Raw genomic sequence first — 17,602 nt, 5'->3', positions numbered from 1 at the left:
ACCGATGGCCCGGCCCATGGTGCACGCCGAGGGCGTGCGCAAGCACTTCGGCAGGCTGGACGTCCTCAAGGGCATCGACCTGACCGTGGAGCGCGGACAGGTCTGCTGCCTGCTCGGCCCGTCCGGCTCCGGCAAGTCCACCTTCCTGCGCTGCATCAACCACCTGGAGAAGGTCGACGGCGGACGCCTGACCGTCGACGGCGACCTGGTCGGCTACCGGCAGTCCGGCAACCGGCTGCACGAGCTGCGCGAGGCCGAGGTCGCCGAGCGCCGCCGCGAGATCGGCATGGTCTTCCAGCGCTTCAACCTCTTCCCGCACCTGACCGCGCTGGAGAACGTCACCGAGGCGCCGGTCCGGGTCGCCGGCGTCAACCGCGCCGACGCCCGCGCCGAGGCGCTGCGGCTGCTGGACCGGGTCGGCCTCGCCGACCGCGCCGACCACTACCCCGCCCAGCTCTCCGGCGGCCAGCAGCAGCGGGTCGCGATCGCCCGCGCGCTGGCCATGAAGCCCAAGCTGATGCTCTTCGACGAGCCGACCTCCGCCCTCGACCCCGAACTCGTCGGCGACGTCCTGGACGTGATGCGCGACCTGGCCGCCGACGGCATGACGATGGTCGTGGTCACCCACGAGATCGGCTTCGCCCGCGAGGTCGGCGACACCGCCGTCTTCATGGACGAAGGCGTGGTCGTCGAGGCCGGACACCCCCGCACCGTGCTGGTCGAACCGGAGCAGGAGCGCACCCGCGCCTTCCTGTCCAAGGTCCTGTGAGCGCCGCCCCCACCCGGGCCGTCCCCGAACCGCGCGCCGCGGCGCTGCTGGACGCCGCCCGGGCCGCCCTGCCCGGCTACCTCGCCGACCTGGCCGACCTGGTCACCATCGACTCCGGCAGCCACCACCGGGACGGGGTCAACCGGGTCGCGGACTGGCTCCGGCACCGGCTGCACGGCATCGGGTTCAGCACCGAGCGCCTCGCCGTCGACCCCGTCGAGGGCCGCGCCTTCGGCGACGTCCTGGTGGCCCGGCTGCCCGGCACCCTGCGGCCCGAGGAGGGCGGGGCCCGGATCGTCCTGATCGGCCACATGGACACCGTCTTCGAGGACGGCACCGCCGCCGCCCGGCCGTTCCGCGCCGTCGGAACCCGGGCGTACGGGCCGGGAGTCAGCGACGACAAGGGCGGCCTGCTGGCCGGCGTCACCGCCGCCGAACTGCTGGTCCGCCACCGGCGGACCGCCTTCGCCGAACTTGTCCTCATCGCCACCCCCGACGAGGAGGTCGGCTCGCCCGCCAGCCGCCCGGTGACCGAACTGCTCTGCCGCGACGCGGACTTCGCGCTCGGCCTGGAGTGCGCCCGGGAGAACGGCGACCTGGTCGTCCAGCGCAAGGGCGTCGCCGACCTGCTCGTCACCGTCACCGGACGGGCCGCGCACGCCGGCATCGAACCCGAACGCGGCGCCAACGCCGCCCTCGCCGCCGCCCACCTGGTGGTCGCCCTCCAGGCCCTCAACGACACCTGGCCGGGCGTCACCCTGAACGTCGGCGTCGTCCGGGCCGGCACACGGCCGAACATCGTCTGCCCCGAGGCCGAACTCCAGGTCGAGGTCAGGGCCGCCACCAGCGCCGCCCTGCGCACCGCCCTCGACGCGATCCACGACACCGCGAGCCGCACCGCCGTCCCCGGCACCACCGCCCGGGTCGACCAGCTCGACCTCTGCCCGCCGATGGAGTTCGGCCCCGCGACCCGCGCCGTCCTCGCCCTGGCCCGGAGCGCCGCCGCCGACCTCGGCCTCACCGTGGGCGGCGCCGCCACCGGCGGCGTCGGCGACGCCAACCTCACCTCCGGCCTCGGCGTCCCCACCCTCGACGGCCTCGGCCCCGTCGGCGGCGCCGACCACACCCCCGAGGAGTGGCTCGACACCGCCAGCGTGCCGACCCGGATCGCCCTGCTGGCCAGCCTGGTCGAACGCCTCCGGCGGGCCTGAGCCCGCACCTCCGTCCCCCTCGCACCACCGAACGGCCCGGCTCCGCCCGGGCACCCGCGAACCGCCGCTCCCACCCCCGGCGGGCCCGCACCGGACACCGCCGGGTGCCGGTCCGGGCCCGCCGCACCCCCGCACGCACCGGCCCGATCGCACCTGGAGACCACGGATGAACCGCCACCTCCCCGCCCGCCCCCGCCGGGCCGCCCTCGTCCTCGCCGCGGCCCTCGCCACCGTCGCCGCGGCCGCCCCGTCCGCCCTCGCCGCCCCGGCCCCCGCCCACCCCGGCGGGCACCGCCCCGGCGGCACGCTGATCCTGGTCGGCGGCGGGCTCAAGGACGACAACGCCGAGATCTACCAGGAGGTCATCGCCAAGGCCGGCGGCGCCGGGAAGGCCCGGATCGGCGTCCTCACCGCCGCCTCCGTCCCCGAGAGCCAGGACCCCGACGCCGCCGACCCCGCCAAGTGCTCCAACTCGGCCTGCAACGGCGCCTACTACGCCGACCTGCTGCGCCACCACGGCGCGGCCGACGCCCAGTGGATCCCGGTCGACCTCGACCACGTCGACGCCGCCGACTCGGACGCCGTGGTCGCCCAGGTCCAGTCGATGACCGGCTTCTTCTTCGGCGGCGGCGACCAGTACCGCTACGTCACCACCCTGCTGCACGGCGACGCCCACACCGACTCCAAGGTGCTGGCCGCGATCCGCGCCAAGCTCGCCGACGGCGCCGTGGTGGCCGGCTCCAGCGCCGGCGCCCAGATCGCCTCCGGACCGGACATGGTCACCGGCGGCGACAGCTACCAGGCCCTGCGCGACGGCAGCGCCCCCGGCTACTTCGACGACGCCACCAAGCTCGGCTACCTCCCGCGCGGCGGCTTCGGCTTCTTCGACGCGGGCCTGCTCGACACCCACACCGGCACCTACGGCCGCGAGGGCCGCGCCGTCCGGCTGGCCGCCGACACCGGCCACGACCGGGTGTTCGCCCTGGACGAGGACACCGCGATCGAGGTCGAGCACGCCGGCACCCGCGACGAGACCCTCCGGGTGCTCGGCACCCACGGCGTCACCGTCCTCGACCTGCGCCACGCCCACGCCCGCACGACCGGCGGCCGCTGGAGCGTCGACGGCGTCCGCTACAGCTACCTCACCGGCGGCGACCGGTACGCCCCGCGCACCTGGACCGTGCGGCCCGCCCCCGCCAAGGACCGCCTCAAGCCCGCCGACACCGCCCCCGTCCCCGCCAACCACGACGCGTTCCACTCGATCGACGACCCCGACGGCACCCCCTACTCGCTCTCCGGCACCGCCCGGGCCCTCACCGCCCAGCGCACCCGGCGCACCGCCACCGCCACCACCTACGAGAGCGGCCCCGCCTTCACCGTCACCCTCCAGCGCCGACCCGACACCCGGGCCTGGACGCTCGACGGCGCCACCGCCGCCTCGTTCACCGACCTCGACCTGGCGATCGCGCCCACCGCCGGGTAGCCGGGCGACGAACATCCCCGAACAAGATCTCCGCAGCCCGGCCCTTCGCTAGGCTGCGGACCACCACAGCTCCGGACCGTCCACCCCGCCGACGCCCGGGAAAGGAACCGCGCCATGGCACCCGTCACGCTCGCCGAGGACATCCGCCAGCGCCTCGGCGACTGCAGCCCCGCCGAGCGGAAGGTCGGGCGCGTCCTGCTCGCCGGGTGGCCGGCCGCCGGCTTCGAGACGGTCGCCACCCTCGCCGAGCGCGCCGACGTCAGCGCCCCCACCGTGATCCGGTTCGTCAACCGGCTCGGCTACCGAGGCTTCCCCGACTTCCAGGCCGCACTGCGCACCGAACTCGACGAACGCCAGGCGTCGCCGCTGACCCTCTACAGCACCGCGCGCCACGGCGGCACGGGCGAGGACGGCGGGCGCCCCCCGCAGCCGGGCACGGCGGGTCTGCTCGCACACGGCCGCGAGGTGTTCACCGCGGCCGTCGACCGCACCCTGGCCGAAGTCAGCCCGCACGAGCTGGAACGGGCCGTGCAACTGCTCGCCGACCCCAAACGCCGCGTCACCCTGGCCGGCGGGCGCTTCACCCACCTGCTCGCCCAGTACCTCGGCCTGCACCTGATGCAGCTCCGCGACGACGTGCGCTTCCTCCCCGACCGGCCGGTCGAGCGGACGGCGCTGCTGGCCGCGCTCGGCCGCCGCGACGTGCTGGTCGTCTTCGACTACCGCCGCTACGAGACGGACAAGGTCACCCTCGCCGAACTCGTCCGCGAAGCCGGAGGACGCGTCGTCCTGTTCACCGACGCCTGGCTGTCGCCCGTCAGCACCCAGGCCGAGGTCGTCCTCTCCAGCCAGGTCGGAGCACCGTCCCCGTACGACAGCCTGGTGCCGACCCTCGCCGTGGTGGAGACCGTCGTCGCCGGTCTCGTCACCGCGCTGGGGGAGCGGGCCCCCGAGCACCTGAAGCACGTCGAGGAGACCGCGGGCCGGATCGGCCTGACCTGATCCCGACCCGGAGGAGGGGCCGGGCCGGGCGGTCAGGTGAAGGCGGGGGCGTGGTCGGCGGCCCAGGTGGTGAAGGTGCGGGCCGGGCGGGAGAGGAGGCGGGGGAGGGTGTCGGTGGTGGGGCCCGGGGCGGCCAGGCAGGCGGCGGCGTAGCCGATCAGGCGGTCGGGGACGTCGGCGGGCAGGCCCTGGGCGAGCAGCGAGCGGCGCAGCACCTCCGGGGGGACCTCCTCGAAGGTGACCTCCCGGCCGAGCACCTCGCCCAGCAGGCGGGCCCGGTCGTACTGGGTGAGGGACCGGGGGCCGGTGAGGGCGTACGCCCGGCCCGCGTGGCCGTCCTCCCGCAGGGCCAGGACGGCGGCCTCGGCGACGTCCCGTTCGTGGACGGGGGAGGTGGCGGCCGCGCCGTGCACGCCGCGCGCGGCGCCGGTGGCCCGGATCTGCGGGGCCCAGGCGAGCGTGTTGGCGGCGAAGTCGGCGCAGCGCAGGAACGTCCAGGTCAGGTCGGAGGCCCGGGCCGCCGCCTCGACCCGTTCGAACTCCGCGGCGAAACGGCGGTACCCGCCGCCGTACTCCACGGTCACCGCCGACAGCACCACCACCCGCCGCACCCCGCGCTCCGCCGCCAGCGCCAGCAGCTCGGCCGCCGCCCCGCCGACGGCCCGCGGGCTCAGCAGCAGCGCCGCCACCCCGTCCAGCGACCCCGCCAGCGACCCGGGCCGGGACGGGTCGCCCACCACCCGCCGGACCCCGTCGGGGAACCGCGCCGCCGGATCGCGGGTCACGGCGGCCACCTCGACGCCCCGGGCGGCCAGCAGCCGCACCACCTCGCGTCCGACCGTTCCGGTCGCGCCCGTCACCATGATCATGTGTCCGCTCCTCGTCGCGTTCCGTCGGCGGGGCCGCTGCCCCGCCGTCCGAACCCCAGAGTCGGACGGGGCGCCGGGTGTGACATCCCGCGCCGGAGGGGCGGGGCGGCGGACGCGGGAACTTCCTGACGGGCCGTCAGGGGAGCTGCGGTGTTTGGGGAGCGTGATACGGGTCACCCGACACCGCGAGCGAACCGAACAGGGCGGCCCGAGCGGCCCCCGCGTCAGGAGGCAGAGCATGTCCAGCGGTCTGATCGTGGCGATCGTCGTGATCGTCGTGGCGGTGGCGGCGCTCGGTGCGTTCGCCCTCCGCCGTCGCCAGCAGCACCCGAGCCTGAGCCGCCAGTTCGGGCCCGAGTACGAGCGCACCGTCGCCCGCCACAACGGCGACACCACCGCGGCCGAGCGTGAGCTCGCCCAGCGCGTCGAACGCCACCGGGAACTGACGCTCACCCCGCTGAGCAGCGCCGAGCGCGCCCGGGCCGAGCAGCAGTGGGCGCAGGTCAAGACGCGTTTCGTCGACGACCCCCGGCAGGCACTGGCCGACGCGGAGGCACTGCTGGCCCGGGTGGCCCGCGAGCGCGGCTACCCCGACTCCGACGTGGACGCGCAGATCGACACCATCTCGGTCGACCACGGCGAGCACGTCGAGTCCTACCGGGTGCTGCACGCGATCTCCCGGCCGGACACCGCCGGGCGGGCCAAGAACACCGAGGAGCAGCGCGCGGCCCTGGTCCGGGCCCGGGACCTGTTCCTCGCGCTGATCGGCCCGGACGGCGAGCCGGAGCGCGCCGCGGCCCACACCACCACCAAGGACCGCATGCCGACCGCCCGCCGCCCGCGGCAGGTGCCGACGCAGCGCGAGCACCACGCGTGAACGCGGGCCCGGACCCCCGCCACGACGACACCGTCGCTCCACCGTTTCCCGAGGAGGACCGCATGACCATCAGCGACCACGGCCGACGCACCGATGCCCTCGACACCGATGCCGACACCGGCACCGGCACCGGCACCGGCACCGCTCAGGACGGCACCCGCACCCCCGCCGACCGCAACCGCGACGCCGACCGCAACCGCGACGCCGACCGCAACCGCGACGCCGCCGGCCGACCGGAGCGGCTGGAGCAGGCGGGGCGGCCGGAGCAGGACGGGCAGGCGGAGGAGGTGCGGCGCGAGACGGCCGACGCGACCGACCCGCACCTCGTCCCGCGCAACGGCGCCCCGGGCCGGTTCGTGACGACCGACGAGACGCCGCGCGCCACCGGTGACACCCGGCCCGTGACCGGCACCGCCCAGCGCCCCGCGCCGGCGGGCGGCACCGCCGCCACCACCGCTGCGGGCGCCACCACCGGTGCGGTCGCCACCTCCGGCGCGACGGCGAAGGACGAGGACCGTGACCGCGTCCGGGCCGCCGCCACCGGCGTGGAGTCCACCGGTGCGGTCGCCACCTCCGGCGCGGTGGCGAAGGACGAGGACCGTGACCGCGTCCGGGCCGCCGCCACCGGCGTGGAGTCCACCGGTGCGGTCGCCACCTCCGGCGCGGTGGCGAAGGACGAGGACCGTGACCGCGTCCGGGCCGCCGCCACCGGCGTGGAGTCCACCGGTGCGGTCGCCACCTCCGGCGCGGTGGCGAAGGACGAGGACCGCGACCGCACCCGTTCCGCCGCCGGGCAGCCGCGCACGGCGGACGGCTCCGGCACCCACCAGCCGCTCATTCCGTCGGACCTCACCTCGCAGCTGACGCAGCGGATGGACCACGCGATAGGCACCTTCGTGGACGACCCGCGCCAGGCCGTGCAGGAGGCGGACAAGGCGCTGGAAGAGACGGTGCAGCGGCTGACCGAGGGCCTGCGCGAGCGCCGCACCGCGCTGCGCGACGCGTGGCACGCCGACGGCGACAAGGACGGCGAGCGCCGGGGCGCGGCGGACGACTCCTCGCGCACCGAGGACCTGCGCCTCTCGCTGCGCGAGTACCGCGACCTGCTCCAGCAGCTCCTCGCGATCTGACCGCGCCAGCGGCAGCGTCTGCGACCGCACCTCCGACCGAGCCCCCGACCGGATCCCGGCCGGGGGCTCGGTCGCGCGCTGCCGCTGTCGCTGCGGACGCACCACCCCGTCCCGACAGAATTGGACTGACAGTTTTTGAAATCTGTCAGCGGCGCGCGTACGGTGGAGCCATGGAGAACACCACGCTCGGCACCACCGGCCCGTCCGTCTCCCGCCTCGGCCTGGGACTGATGGGCATGTCCGGCATGTACGGCCCGGCCGACCGGGCCGAGAGCATCGCCACCGTGCACGCCGCCCTCGACCGGGGCGTCACGCTGCTCGACACCGGCGACTTCTACGGCATGGGGCACAACGAGATGCTCCTCCAGGAGGCCCTGCGCGGACGCGACCGCGAGCGGGCCGTGATCAGCGTCAAGTTCGGGGCGCTGCGCGACCCGGACGGCGCCTTCGACGGGGTGGACCTGCGCCCCGCCGCGATCAGGAACTTCGTCGCCTACAGCCTCCAGCGGCTCGGGACGGACCACATCGACGTCTACCGGCCGGCCCGGCTCAGCCCCGAGTTCCCGATCGAGGACGTGGTCGGCACGCTCGCCGAACTGGTCGGGAAGGGCTGGATCCGGCACATCGGCCTGTCCGAGGTGAGCGCGGAGACGCTGCGCCGGGCCCACGCCGTCCACCCGATCACCGACGTCCAGATCGAGTACTCGCTGATCTCGCGCGGCATCGAGCAGGACATCCTGCCCACCGCCGACGAACTCGGCGTCGCCGTCACCGCCTACGGCGTGCTCTCGCGCGGCCTGATCAGCGGCCACTGGAAGCCGCAGGCCGCCGCCGGCGACTTCCGCTCCCACCTGCCGCGCTTCAGCGGCGACGCCCTCGACCACAACCTCGCCCTGGTCGAGGCGCTGCGGGCGATCGCCGAGGAGAAGCGGGTGACGGTCGCCCAGCTCGCCATCGCCTGGGTGCTCGGCCGCGGCGACGGACTCGTCCCGCTGATCGGCGCGCGCCGCCGCGACCGCCTGGACGAGGCGCTCGGCGCCCTCGACGTCACCCTGACCCCGGCCGACCTCGCCGCCATCGAGGCCGCCGTGCCCGCCGGCGCCGCCCGCGGCGAGCGCTACGACCCGGCGCAGATGGCGATGCTCGACAGCGAGCGGTAGGCGCGGACGCGGAGCGGGTACGGCCCGGTCGGGCTCTGCCCGCGCCGGGGACGACGTGGGCGAACGGTAACCTCGAGGCCATGACCGAACAGTTGACCGCCGAGCGGATCCTCGACTCCGCCGAGGAGGTCCTGCGCCGCTACGGCCCGGCGAAGGCGACCGTGGTGGACGTCGCCCGCGCGCTCGGCGTCAGCCACGGCAGCGTCTACCGCCACTTCGGCACCAAGGCGGCCCTGCGCGAGGCGGTCGCCGAACGCTGGCTGCGCCGGACGTCCGCGCCGATGGCCGCGATCGCCGACGACCCGGCGCTCCCGGCCCCCGAACGGCTGCGCCACTGGGTGCGCGCCCTCCACGCGACCAAGCGGCAGTACGCCCTCCAGGACCCAGAACTGCAGCGCACCTTCCGGGAGCTGATCGGCGAGGCGACCGCCGTCGTCACCGCGCACGAGGACGAGCTGGCCGGGCAGCTCGCCCGGATCGTCGCCGCCGGAGTCGCCGCCGGCGACCTCGCCGCGGCGGACCCGGCCGTCGCGGGCCGGGCCGCCTTCCAGGCCACGGCCCGCTTCCACCACCCCGCCCACGCCGCCGACTGGACCTCCCCGACCGACGACGCCGACCTGGACGCCGTCGTCGACCTGCTGCTGACCGGGCTCGCCCCGCGCTGACCGGCACCGGCCGCCGCGGGCTGACGCCCCGTCACCGTCCGGACGCCCGGTGGCATGATCCGTCCAGCCGACGAAGTGTCATGATCCGTCCAGCGAACGGGCGGTGTGCCCGCTCCTGCCAGTGGATATCCTGCGGAAAGACGGCCTGAGGAAGTGCCGGCCGACCATCGAGGGGGATACCGCACCCATGTCTTACCTGCGCACGTTCCTGCCCTGGATCATCTTCGCGGTGGTCCCTTCGTCCCAGTGGCAGTGGGCCGCGCTGGCCGGCCTGGTGGTCGCGGCCGCCGTCATCGTCCAGCAGCGCCTCGCGGGCGCCGGATGGGACGCGCTGATCATCGAGACCGGCTCCGCCCTGTACTTCGCGGTGCTCGCCGCGATCGCCTTCGCCGACCCGCACTCCGGCGTCCGCGACTACTCCGCGGCGCTGTCCTCCGCCGTCCTCGCGGTGATCGCCGGCGGTTCGCTGCTGATCGGCAAGCCGTTCACGCTCGGCATCGCCAAGCGCACCACCCCGCAGGAGTTCTGGACGCTCAAGCCGTTCATCCGGGTCAACGTGGTCATCACCGCGGTGTGGACGGCCGCCTTCGCGGTCACCGCCGTGGTGCTGGGCGTCCTCGCCCACGGCGGCCACGGGCACTCGACCCCCTCGCTGATCGTCCAGATCGCCGGCTTCGTCGTCCCGATGGTCTTCACCATCCGCTACGTCGCCCTCGTCCGGGCCCGCGCCCCGCGCGCCCAGCAGGGCTGAGCCGCCGACGCCCCCGCACCCGCGCCCGTTCGGGGGCCGCCCTCAGGCTCCGGCGGCGCCGTCCGCCGCCGGGGCGAGCGCCCCGCACAGGTGGTTGCCCGGGTCCGCCGGGTCCGCGCTGATCCAGAACTGGGCCCACAGTTCGGTGAACTCCTCCCGGGAGAGGAAGCCGTCGCCGTCCAGGTCGACCAGCTCGAAGACACCGGTGGTGTCCGTCGGCTGCCCGTTCCACACGTCGACCAGGCGGCGGTGCTCCTCCCGGGAGATCCGGCCGTCGCCGTTCTCGTCGATCGCGTCGAAGACGGTGTCCGAGGTCTCCGCCACCGCCGGGCGCATCTCCGGCAGCCGGTCCACCACGGCCAGGATCTCGTCCAGGTCGACCAGGCCGTCGCCGTTGGCGTCCGCTGCCGCGTACAGGGTGTCCCACCAGCCGAGCATCACCCGTTCCACCCGGGCCGCCAGCTCGGGCTCCGCCGCCACCCGGGGCAGCTGCTTCCAGCGGTCCGCGAGGGCCCGGAAGTCCTGCTGGTCCAGGTAGCCGTTCCGGTCCGTGTCGAAGGCGTGGAACATGCTCGTCAGCTTGTGACGCTGGAACTCGCTCGCCATGGCGGTGCCTTTCTCGAAGCCCGGCCCGGATCCCCACCTCGTCCGGGTGCGAGGTGATCCTTTCCGCCCCGGCGCTCCCTACGGCAGCGCGCGGTCGCACGGCGTCCGTGCGGCCCCGCGCCGGGGGAGTGCGGAGCCCGGCGCGCGCCGGACCGGGACCGGCTCGTCGGGCGGCCGCGAGCGGCGGCTATTGTGGCCCGCGCGTCGAACACGGCGTCGAGTCAGCAGTGGAACAGTGAGAAAAGGGGTGGGTTCGTGGCGGACATCGAAGCGGCACGGGCGGCATTCGCGCGCTTGGACGTCGACGGCGACGGGCGGATCACCGCGCGTGAGTACAAGACGGTCATGGCCCAGCTCGGCGACTACCACGTCACCGAGACGGTCGCCCAGGCGATCATCAACGCCAAGGACGCGAACGGCGACGGCAGGCTGTCCTTCGAGGAGTTCTGGGCCTCCCTCCAGGGCTGACGGCCGACAGGCCCCCTTCCCGGTCGGCACGCGCGGCGCGGCACACGCGGCGCGGCGCGCCGACCGGGCGCGGTCGGCCGACCGCGCGGACGCCGACGCCGCGGCGAGGTTGCCCGACCGCCGCCGGACGCCGTACAACTGACCGGTGCCGTCGAACGACCTCCGCGCGCGCCACCGGGCCGCCCGCGCCGCCGCGCCCAGCTACCCCGAGGTCGGCGCCACCCGCTCCGCCGCCCTGCCCGCCGGGTACGCCACACTGCGCCGCCGCGTCCACCTCGGCCACGGGCCCGCCGTGCTGGAGCGCGCGGGGGCGTACGTGCTCGGCTGGGGCGTCCAGTTGGGCTCGGGCTTCGCGATCCACCCGGTGCCCGGCCGCATCCTCCCCGGCGACACCGTCCTGCTCCGGCTCGCCCTGCCCGGACTGCGGCTGCCCCGCCTGGTCATCCCCTGCCGGGTGGTCTGGACGGTCGAGGAACCCGACCGGATCGGCTTCGCCTACGGCACCCTCCCCGGACACCCCGAACGCGGCGAGGAGTCCTTCGTGGTGAGCCGGGACGCGGACGGCGAGGTGTGGTTCGAGATCACCGCGTTCTTCCGGCTCGCGACCTGGTACGCCCGGCTCGGCCGTCCCGTCGCCCTGCTGCTCCAGCACCTCGCGGTCGAACGCTACCTGCGGGTGGTCGCCCGCGCGGCGGCCCGGGCGGGGAGCGGACGGCCGGCCTGAACGGGGCCACCGGCGGGGAGCCGATCGGGCCGCCGGGCGGGGCCGGGGCTACTGCGGACCGGCGGCGAAGGCCCGGACCGCCGCCGTCGCCACGGACTCAACCAGCGCGATGCCCGCCTCCTCGCTCGCCGAACCGTCGCTCAGCACCGACACCAGCAGGGACCGGCCGCCGTACTCGATCCGGCCGATGCTGTTGACCACCCACCGGCCGGTGCCGTCCCGGGGCAGCCAACCGTTCTTCAATTGCGCCGCGCCGCCCTGGTCCGCCGCGGAGACGCCCCAGTCCTGGCCGTCCGCGACCAGGCCCATCAGTTTCGCCAGGTAGGCGCGGGAGGCGGAGCCCAGCGGGGAGTCCGCGGTGAACACCACCCGCAGCAGTCGCGCCTGGTCGGCCGCGGTGGTGCTGGTCAGCCCCCAGAAGCCGTCCGTCCCGGCGACCGTCCCGGTCAGGCCGAAGGCCGCGTTCGCCCGGTCCAGGCCCGGCGCGCCGCCCACCGCGTCGAACAGGGCGGTCGCCGCGTCGTTGTCGCTCTGCTCGATCATCAGCGCCGCCGCGGCCCGCTGGTCGCCGGTCAGCACGCCGTCGTTGTCCAGCAGCAGGGCCGCCAGGATGTCGACCTTGACGATCGACGCGGTGACGAACGCGTCGCCGCCCCAACCGGCGGTGGCACCGGAGCCGGGGTCGGTCACCGTGACGGCGAAGTGCCCGTCGAGGCCGCCGAGTGCGGCGGCCAGCGCGGAGTCGGCGGCCGTGTTCGCGCCCGTGCCCGCGTCCGCGTCCGGCGTGGTGCCGCGGTCGGCCGTCGGGTCCTGGGCCGCGTCGTCGGCAGCGGCGGTGTCGTCGGCAGTGGCGGTGTCGGCGGTACCGGTGGTGCCGGTGGTGCCGGCCGACGGCGCCGAGGCGGACGTCGCCGCGCTCGCGGGGGCGCCGGTGGTGGAGCGGGAGAGCACCAGCCAGGCCCCGAGCGCCGAGAGCACCACCGCCACGGCGACCGCCCGCCTGATCCGCCCGGCGCGCCCGGCCCGACGCCCCTGTCGGCGGGAGGAGGTCCGGGGTTCCGATGCCGCTGTCATGCGGACGATGCTCTGCCGCCCGCCTTGACCTGCGATGAGCCCCACCTGAGCGGCCACTGAGAAGCCGGGCGGGGGAGTAGTCGCGCAAGAAGTCGACAGTCCGCTTGCGTTGTTTGCGCAAGCGCGCTTCCAGCCGCAGCCCCGTTTACTTCGGGGAAACGGGCCGTTCCGCCGCGCGGCGGCGGAGCCCGCGCCCCGCACCGCCCTTGCGGCCCAGCCCTCGACCCTTGCGCACCGGCACCCGTTGCCGCCCGTCGGTCGATCCGTATGCGGAGCCTCTTTAGAGTCCGTTGACACTCTCATCACCCCTCTGTAACTCTTGAGTGCCTCCGCGCAAAAAACAGACAGATGCCTGTCGTTTTCTCGACTTTCCCCTCCCCCCACCCACCCCCAGACAGAGGGACGTCATGAGATCCAAGCGCCTACTGCCACGCCTGACGGCGACGTCGGTCGTGGCGGGAATGCTCCTGCTCACCGGCCCCGTGCTACCGGCCCACGCGGCCGGCGGCCCCAACCTGGCCGCCGGGAAGCCCGTCACGGCGAGCAGCGCCAACGGCCAGTACACGGCCGCGAACGTCAACGACGGCAACCAGGCCAGCTACTGGGAGAGCGGCAACGGCGCCCTCCCGCAGTGGGTCCAGGTGGACCTGGGCAGCGCCTCCTCGATCGACCAGGTGGCGCTGAAGCTGCCCGCCGGCTGGGGCGCCCGCACCGAGACGCTGACCGTGCTCGGCTCCACCGACGGCAGCACCTTCGCACCGCTGGTCGGCTCCGCCGGGTACTCCTTCGACCCGGCGACCGGCAACACCGTCCGGATCACCTTCCCCGCCGCCGGCGCCCGCTGGGTGCGCGTCCAGGTCTCGGCGAACAGCGCCTGGACGGCCGCCCAGTTCTCCGAGCTGGAGGTCTACGGGGCGAGCGCCGCCTCCGCCAACCTGCTGGCCGGGCGCACCCTCACCGCCAGCGGCACCTCGCAGAACTACACCCCGGGCAACGCCGCCGACGGCAACCAGGCCAGCTACTGGGAGAGCAGCAACAGCGCCTTCCCGCAGTGGATCCAGGGCGACCTGGGCTCCGCCGTCAAGGTCGACCGGCTGGTGCTGAAGCTCCCGCCCGGCTGGGAGCAGCGCAGCGAGACCTTCAAGGTCCAGGGCTCCACCGACGGCAGCTCCTTCACCGACCTGCTGGCCCCCGCCGCCTACAGCTTCGACCCGGCGGCCGGGAACCAGGTCACCGTCTCGCTGCCCACCAGCACCACCCGCCACCTGCGGCTGCTGTTCACCGCCAACTCGGCCTGGCCCGCCGCCCAGCTGGCGGAGTTCGAGGCGTACGGCCCGACCTCCGGCGACACCCAGGCGCCCACCGCGCCGACCGGCCTGACGTACAGCCAGCCCGAGGCCGGGAAGATCAAGCTGGTCTGGGCCGCGGCCACCGACAACGTCAAGGTGACCGGCTACGACGTCTACGCCAACGGCCAGTTGGCGGCCTCGGTGGCCGGCGACGTGCTGACCTGGACGGACAGCCGCCCGGCGAGCGAGACGGTCACGTACACCGTGCGGGCCAAGGACGCCGCGGGCAACCAGTCCAACCCCAGCGCCCCCGTCACCCGCACCGGCGAGGCCCCCGGCGACACCGTCAAGCCCAGCGCGCCCGGCAACCTCGCCTACACCGAGCCCGCCGCCGGACAGATCAAGCTGACCTGGGACGCCGCCACCGATAACGTCGGCGTCACCGGCTACGACGTGTACGCCGACGGACAGTTGAAGGCCAGCACCGCCGCCACCGTCCGCACCTGGACGGACAGCCAGCCCGCCACCGCCACCGTCACGTACACCGTGCGGGCCAAGGACGCGGCCGGCAACCAGTCCGACCCCAGCGCGTCCGTCACCCGCACCGGAACCGGCACCGGCACCCCCGGCAGCAACCTCGCCGCCGGGAAGCCGATCGAGGCCTCCGGCCAGGCGTGGACCTTCGCCCCCGCCAACGCCAACGACGGCAGCCTGTCCACCTACTGGGAGGGCAACTCCGGCGCGTTCCCCAACACCCTGACGGTCCACCTGGGCAGCGACGCCGACCTGCAGAGCGTCGTCGTCAAGCTCAACCCCGACCCGGCGTGGGGCGCCCGCACCCAGAACATCCAGGTGCTCGGACGGGCCGACGGCGCCACCGGCTTCACCAGCCTGAAGGCCGCCGCCGACTACCGCTTCGACCCCGCGAACGGCGGCAACAGCGTCACCGTCCCGGTCACCGGCCGGGCCGCCGACCTCCAGCTGAAGTTCACCTCCAACACCGGCGCCCCCGCCGGACAGGTCGCCGAACTCCAGGCCATCGGCACGCCCGCGCCCAACCCCGACCTCACCGTCACCGACGTGGCGTGGTCCCCGGCCAGCCCCGACGAGACCACCGCGATCACGCTGCGGGCCACCGTCAAGAACGCGGGCAACCTGCCCGCCGCCGCCACCACCGTCGACCTGCTGCTCGGCGGCGCGCTCGCCGACAGCGTCGCCGTCCCCGCACTGGCCGCGGGCGAGTCCGCCACCGTCAGCAAGGAGATCGGCACCCGCCCGCAGGGCAGCTACCTGCCCAGCGCCCGGGTCGACCCCAAGAACACCGTCCGCGAGCGCAACGAGGACAACAACCTGCTCGCCGCGGGCAGCCCGATCACCGTCCGCCAGGCGCCCGGACCCGACCTCGAAGTCCTCGACGTCACCCCCAACCCCGCCAGCCCCGCGGCCGGCGCGGCCACCTCGTTCACCGTCAAGCTCCACAACCGCGGCATCGACCCGGCCCCCGCCGGCGTCACCCGGCTCACCGTCGGCACCGCGACGCTGAACACCACCACCCCGGCGATCCCCGCCGGACAGACCCTCACCCTCCCGGTCACCGGCACCTGGACCGCCGTCGCCGGCGGCGCGACGATCACCGTCACCGCCGACGCCACCGGCACCGCCAAGGAGACCAACGAGAACAACAACACCCTCAGCAAGGCCATCGTGGTCGGCCGCGGCGCCGCCGCACCCTTCACCAGCTACGAGGCCGAGGACGGCGCCTACCAGGGCGAACTCCTCCAGGCCGACGCCACCCGCACCTTCGGCCACACCAACTACGCCTCCGAGTCCTCCGGCCGCAAGTCGGTGAAGCTCACCGCCACCGGCCAGTACGTCGAGATCACCTCCACCGTCCCGACCAACTCCATCGTGGTGCGCAACTCGATCCCCGACGCCCCCGGCGGCGGCGGCATCGACGCCACGCTCAGCCTCTACGCCGACAACGTGTTCGTGCAGAAGCTGACCCTCTCCTCCAAGCACAGCTGGCTGTACGGCAACACCGACCAGCCCGAGGGCCTCACCCAGACCCCGCAGGCCGACGCCCGCCGGCTCTTCGACGAGACCCACGCGCTGCTCCCCAAGAGCTACCCGGCCGGCACCAAGCTGCGCCTCCAGCGCGACAGCGGCGACACCGCGTCCTTCTACACCATCGACCTGGTCGACCTGGAGCAGGTCGCCCCGCCCAAGGCCAAGCCGGCCGAGTGCACCTCGATCGCCGACTTCGGGGCCGTCCCCGACGACGGACAGGACGACACCGCCGCCATCCAGGCCGCCGTGACGGCCAACCAGAACGGCAGCATCCCCTGCGTGTGGATCCCGTCGGGCCAGTGGCGCCAGGAGAAGAAGATCCTCACCGACGACCCGCTCAACCGGGGCATGTACAACCAGGTCGGCATCCGCGACGTCACCATCCGCGGCGCGGGCATGTGGTACTCGCAGTTCTACACGCTCACCGAACCGCAGAACGCCACCGGCAGCATCAACCACCCGCACGAGGGCAACTTCGGCTTCGACATCGACGACAACACCAGGATCTCCGACATCGCGATCTTCGGCTCCGGCCGGATCCGCGGCGCCTCCGACGGCGCCGAGGGCGGCGTCGGCCTGAACGGCCGGTTCGGCAAGAACACCAAGATCGAGAACGTCTGGATCGAGCACGCCAACGTCGCCGTCTGGGTCGGCCGCGACTACGACAACATCCCCGACCTGTGGAACCCCGCCGACGGCCTCCAGTTCAGCGGCATGCGCATCCGCGACACCTACGCGGACGGCATCAACTTCGCCGACGGCACCCGCAACTCCTCGGTGTTCAACTCCACCTTCCGCACCACCGGTGACGACTCGATGGCCGTCTGGGCCAACAAGTACGTCAAGAACACCGCCGTCGACATCGGCCACGACAACGCCTTCGTCAACAACACCGTCCAGCTCCCGTGGCGCGCCACCGGCATCGCGGTGTACGGCGGCTACGGCAACCGGATCGAGAACAACCTGGTCTACGACACCGCCAACTACCCCGGCATCATGCTCGCCACCGACCACGACCCGCTGCCCTTCTCCGGGCAGACCCTGATCGCCAACAACGCGATCTACCGCAGCGGCGGCGCGTTCTGGAACGAGGCCCAGGAGTTCGGCGCGCTCACCCTGTTCGCCGCCAGCCAGGACATCCCCGGCGTCGTCATCCGCGACACCGAGATCCACGACAGCACCTACGACGGCATCCAGTTCAAGACCGGCGGCGGGGCCCTCCCCGACGTCAGGATCAGCAACGTGCGGATCGACAAGTCGAACAACGGCGCGGGCATCCTGGCGATGTCCGGCGCCCGCGGCAGCGCCGTCCTCACCAACGTGCAGGTCAGCAACTCCGCGGACGGCGACATCGTCCGCCAGCCCGGCACCAGCTTCACGATCACCAACGGGTAGCCGCTCCCGGCGCCCCGCGCAGTTCGCGCAGTTCGCCTAACCGGTGCGACGGCCCCGGCCGG

15 protein-coding genes are annotated in these 17,602 nt (G+C 74.3%); 12 read left to right on the top strand and 3 right to left on the bottom strand.

The window, feature by feature from the left end; genetic code table 11:
* Positions 1-16: 16 nt before the first annotated feature.
* The 4 genes from K353_RS17775 (at position 17) to K353_RS17760 (ending at position 4,465) form a co-directional block, all read left to right on the top strand.
* Complete coding sequence (locus K353_RS17775; RefSeq protein ID WP_100838206.1) at positions 17-769, top strand: amino acid ABC transporter ATP-binding protein; 753 nt, start codon at positions 17-19, stop codon at positions 767-769.
* Positions 766-1,980, top strand: coding sequence for a M20/M25/M40 family metallo-hydrolase (locus K353_RS17770; protein ID WP_233533647.1), 1,215 nt, complete (start codon positions 766-768; stop codon positions 1,978-1,980). Before K353_RS17775 ends, K353_RS17770 begins: the two co-directional genes overlap by 4 nt.
* A 166-nt stretch (positions 1,981-2,146) precedes the next feature.
* The gene (locus tag K353_RS17765; RefSeq protein WP_111554592.1) at positions 2,147-3,463 is read left to right on the top strand and encodes a cyanophycinase; all 1,317 of its coding nucleotides are present in this window, start codon (positions 2,147-2,149) and stop codon (positions 3,461-3,463) included.
* A gap of 114 nt (positions 3,464-3,577) precedes the next feature.
* Positions 3,578-4,465 (top strand): MurR/RpiR family transcriptional regulator, encoded by an 888-nt coding sequence (locus K353_RS17760; protein ID WP_111554591.1) that lies wholly within the window; start codon positions 3,578-3,580, stop codon positions 4,463-4,465.
* Positions 4,466-4,497: 32 nt separating this feature from the next.
* On the opposite strand, the gene K353_RS17755 is transcribed toward K353_RS17760, so the two are convergent.
* On the bottom strand, positions 4,498-5,334 hold the full coding sequence (locus tag K353_RS17755; protein ID WP_111554590.1) for an NAD(P)H-binding protein: 837 nt from the start codon (positions 5,332-5,334) through the stop codon (positions 4,498-4,500).
* Positions 5,335-5,572: 238 nt separating this feature from the next.
* Between K353_RS17755 and K353_RS17750 the strand changes: the two genes are divergently transcribed.
* The 5 genes from K353_RS17750 (at position 5,573) to K353_RS17730 (ending at position 9,917) form a co-directional block, all read left to right on the top strand.
* Positions 5,573-6,211, top strand: a complete 639-nt coding sequence (locus K353_RS17750; protein ID WP_111554589.1) for a hypothetical protein — start codon at positions 5,573-5,575, stop codon at positions 6,209-6,211.
* 62 nt (positions 6,212-6,273) lie between these two features.
* Positions 6,274-7,341 carry a hypothetical protein gene (locus tag K353_RS17745; protein ID WP_111554588.1) on the top strand — a complete coding sequence of 356 codons (1,068 nt, stop codon included), beginning with the start codon at positions 6,274-6,276 and terminating at the stop codon, positions 7,339-7,341.
* Positions 7,342-7,511: 170 nt separating this feature from the next.
* Positions 7,512-8,501 (top strand): aldo/keto reductase, encoded by a 990-nt coding sequence (locus K353_RS17740; RefSeq protein WP_111554587.1) that lies wholly within the window; start codon positions 7,512-7,514, stop codon positions 8,499-8,501.
* A gap of 80 nt (positions 8,502-8,581) precedes the next feature.
* Positions 8,582-9,166 (top strand): TetR family transcriptional regulator, encoded by a 585-nt coding sequence (locus K353_RS17735; protein ID WP_111554586.1) that lies wholly within the window; start codon positions 8,582-8,584, stop codon positions 9,164-9,166.
* A gap of 187 nt (positions 9,167-9,353) precedes the next feature.
* On the top strand, positions 9,354-9,917 hold the full coding sequence (locus K353_RS17730) for a hypothetical protein (RefSeq protein ID WP_111554585.1): 564 nt from the start codon (positions 9,354-9,356) through the stop codon (positions 9,915-9,917).
* A 42-nt stretch (positions 9,918-9,959) separates the two neighbouring features.
* On the opposite strand, the gene K353_RS17725 is transcribed toward K353_RS17730, so the two are convergent.
* The gene (locus tag K353_RS17725; RefSeq protein ID WP_111554584.1) at positions 9,960-10,523 is read right to left on the bottom strand and encodes an EF-hand domain-containing protein; all 564 of its coding nucleotides are present in this window, start codon (positions 10,521-10,523) and stop codon (positions 9,960-9,962) included.
* 255 nt (positions 10,524-10,778) lie between these two features.
* Here K353_RS17725 and K353_RS17720 point away from each other — a divergent pair, with 255 nt between their 5' ends.
* Positions 10,779-10,991 (top strand): EF-hand domain-containing protein, encoded by a 213-nt coding sequence (locus tag K353_RS17720; protein WP_111554583.1) that lies wholly within the window; start codon positions 10,779-10,781, stop codon positions 10,989-10,991.
* A 145-nt stretch (positions 10,992-11,136) separates the two neighbouring features.
* Complete coding sequence (locus tag K353_RS17715; protein WP_111554582.1) at positions 11,137-11,715, top strand: DUF1990 family protein; 579 nt, start codon at positions 11,137-11,139, stop codon at positions 11,713-11,715.
* A 48-nt stretch (positions 11,716-11,763) separates the two neighbouring features.
* On the opposite strand, the gene K353_RS17710 is transcribed toward K353_RS17715, so the two are convergent.
* A complete protein-coding gene (locus tag K353_RS17710; RefSeq protein WP_111554581.1) occupies positions 11,764-12,789 on the bottom strand; it encodes a serine hydrolase in 1,026 nt (341 codons plus the stop codon).
* A 461-nt stretch (positions 12,790-13,250) separates the two neighbouring features.
* On the opposite strand from K353_RS17710, the gene K353_RS17705 reads away from it, so the two are divergent.
* Positions 13,251-17,540: a discoidin domain-containing protein gene (locus K353_RS17705; protein WP_111554580.1), complete on the top strand. Its 4,290-nt coding sequence runs from the start codon at positions 13,251-13,253 to the stop codon at positions 17,538-17,540.
* Positions 17,541-17,602 lie beyond the last annotated feature (62 nt).

Origin of the sequence: Kitasatospora sp. SolWspMP-SS2h, assembly GCF_003259315.1 — a bacterium.
In the GTDB taxonomy this organism is placed as follows: domain Bacteria; phylum Actinomycetota; class Actinomycetes; order Streptomycetales; family Streptomycetaceae; genus Kitasatospora; species Kitasatospora fiedleri.
This window is presented reverse-complemented; position numbering and strand designations above follow the sequence as displayed.

Coding starts and splice junctions, on each gene's coding strand:
- K353_RS17740 (WP_111554587.1), top strand. CDS start 7,512: ATGGAGAACACCACGCTCGGCACCACCGGCCCGTCCGTCTCCCGCCTC.
- K353_RS17730 (WP_111554585.1), top strand. CDS start 9,354: ATGTCTTACCTGCGCACGTTCCTGCCCTGGATCATCTTCGCGGTGGTC.
- K353_RS17710 (WP_111554581.1), bottom strand. CDS start 12,789: ATGACAGCGGCATCGGAACCCCGGACCTCCTCCCGCCGACAGGGGCGT.
- K353_RS17725 (WP_111554584.1), bottom strand. CDS start 10,523: ATGGCGAGCGAGTTCCAGCGTCACAAGCTGACGAGCATGTTCCACGCC.
- K353_RS17760 (WP_111554591.1), top strand. CDS start 3,578: ATGGCACCCGTCACGCTCGCCGAGGACATCCGCCAGCGCCTCGGCGAC.
- K353_RS17735 (WP_111554586.1), top strand. CDS start 8,582: ATGACCGAACAGTTGACCGCCGAGCGGATCCTCGACTCCGCCGAGGAG.
- K353_RS17745 (WP_111554588.1), top strand. CDS start 6,274: ATGACCATCAGCGACCACGGCCGACGCACCGATGCCCTCGACACCGAT.
- K353_RS17765 (WP_111554592.1), top strand. CDS start 2,147: ATGAACCGCCACCTCCCCGCCCGCCCCCGCCGGGCCGCCCTCGTCCTC.
- K353_RS17705 (WP_111554580.1), top strand. CDS start 13,251: ATGCTCCTGCTCACCGGCCCCGTGCTACCGGCCCACGCGGCCGGCGGC.
- K353_RS17775 (WP_100838206.1), top strand. CDS start 17: ATGGTGCACGCCGAGGGCGTGCGCAAGCACTTCGGCAGGCTGGACGTC.
- K353_RS17755 (WP_111554590.1), bottom strand. CDS start 5,334: ATGATCATGGTGACGGGCGCGACCGGAACGGTCGGACGCGAGGTGGTG.
- K353_RS17750 (WP_111554589.1), top strand. CDS start 5,573: ATGTCCAGCGGTCTGATCGTGGCGATCGTCGTGATCGTCGTGGCGGTG.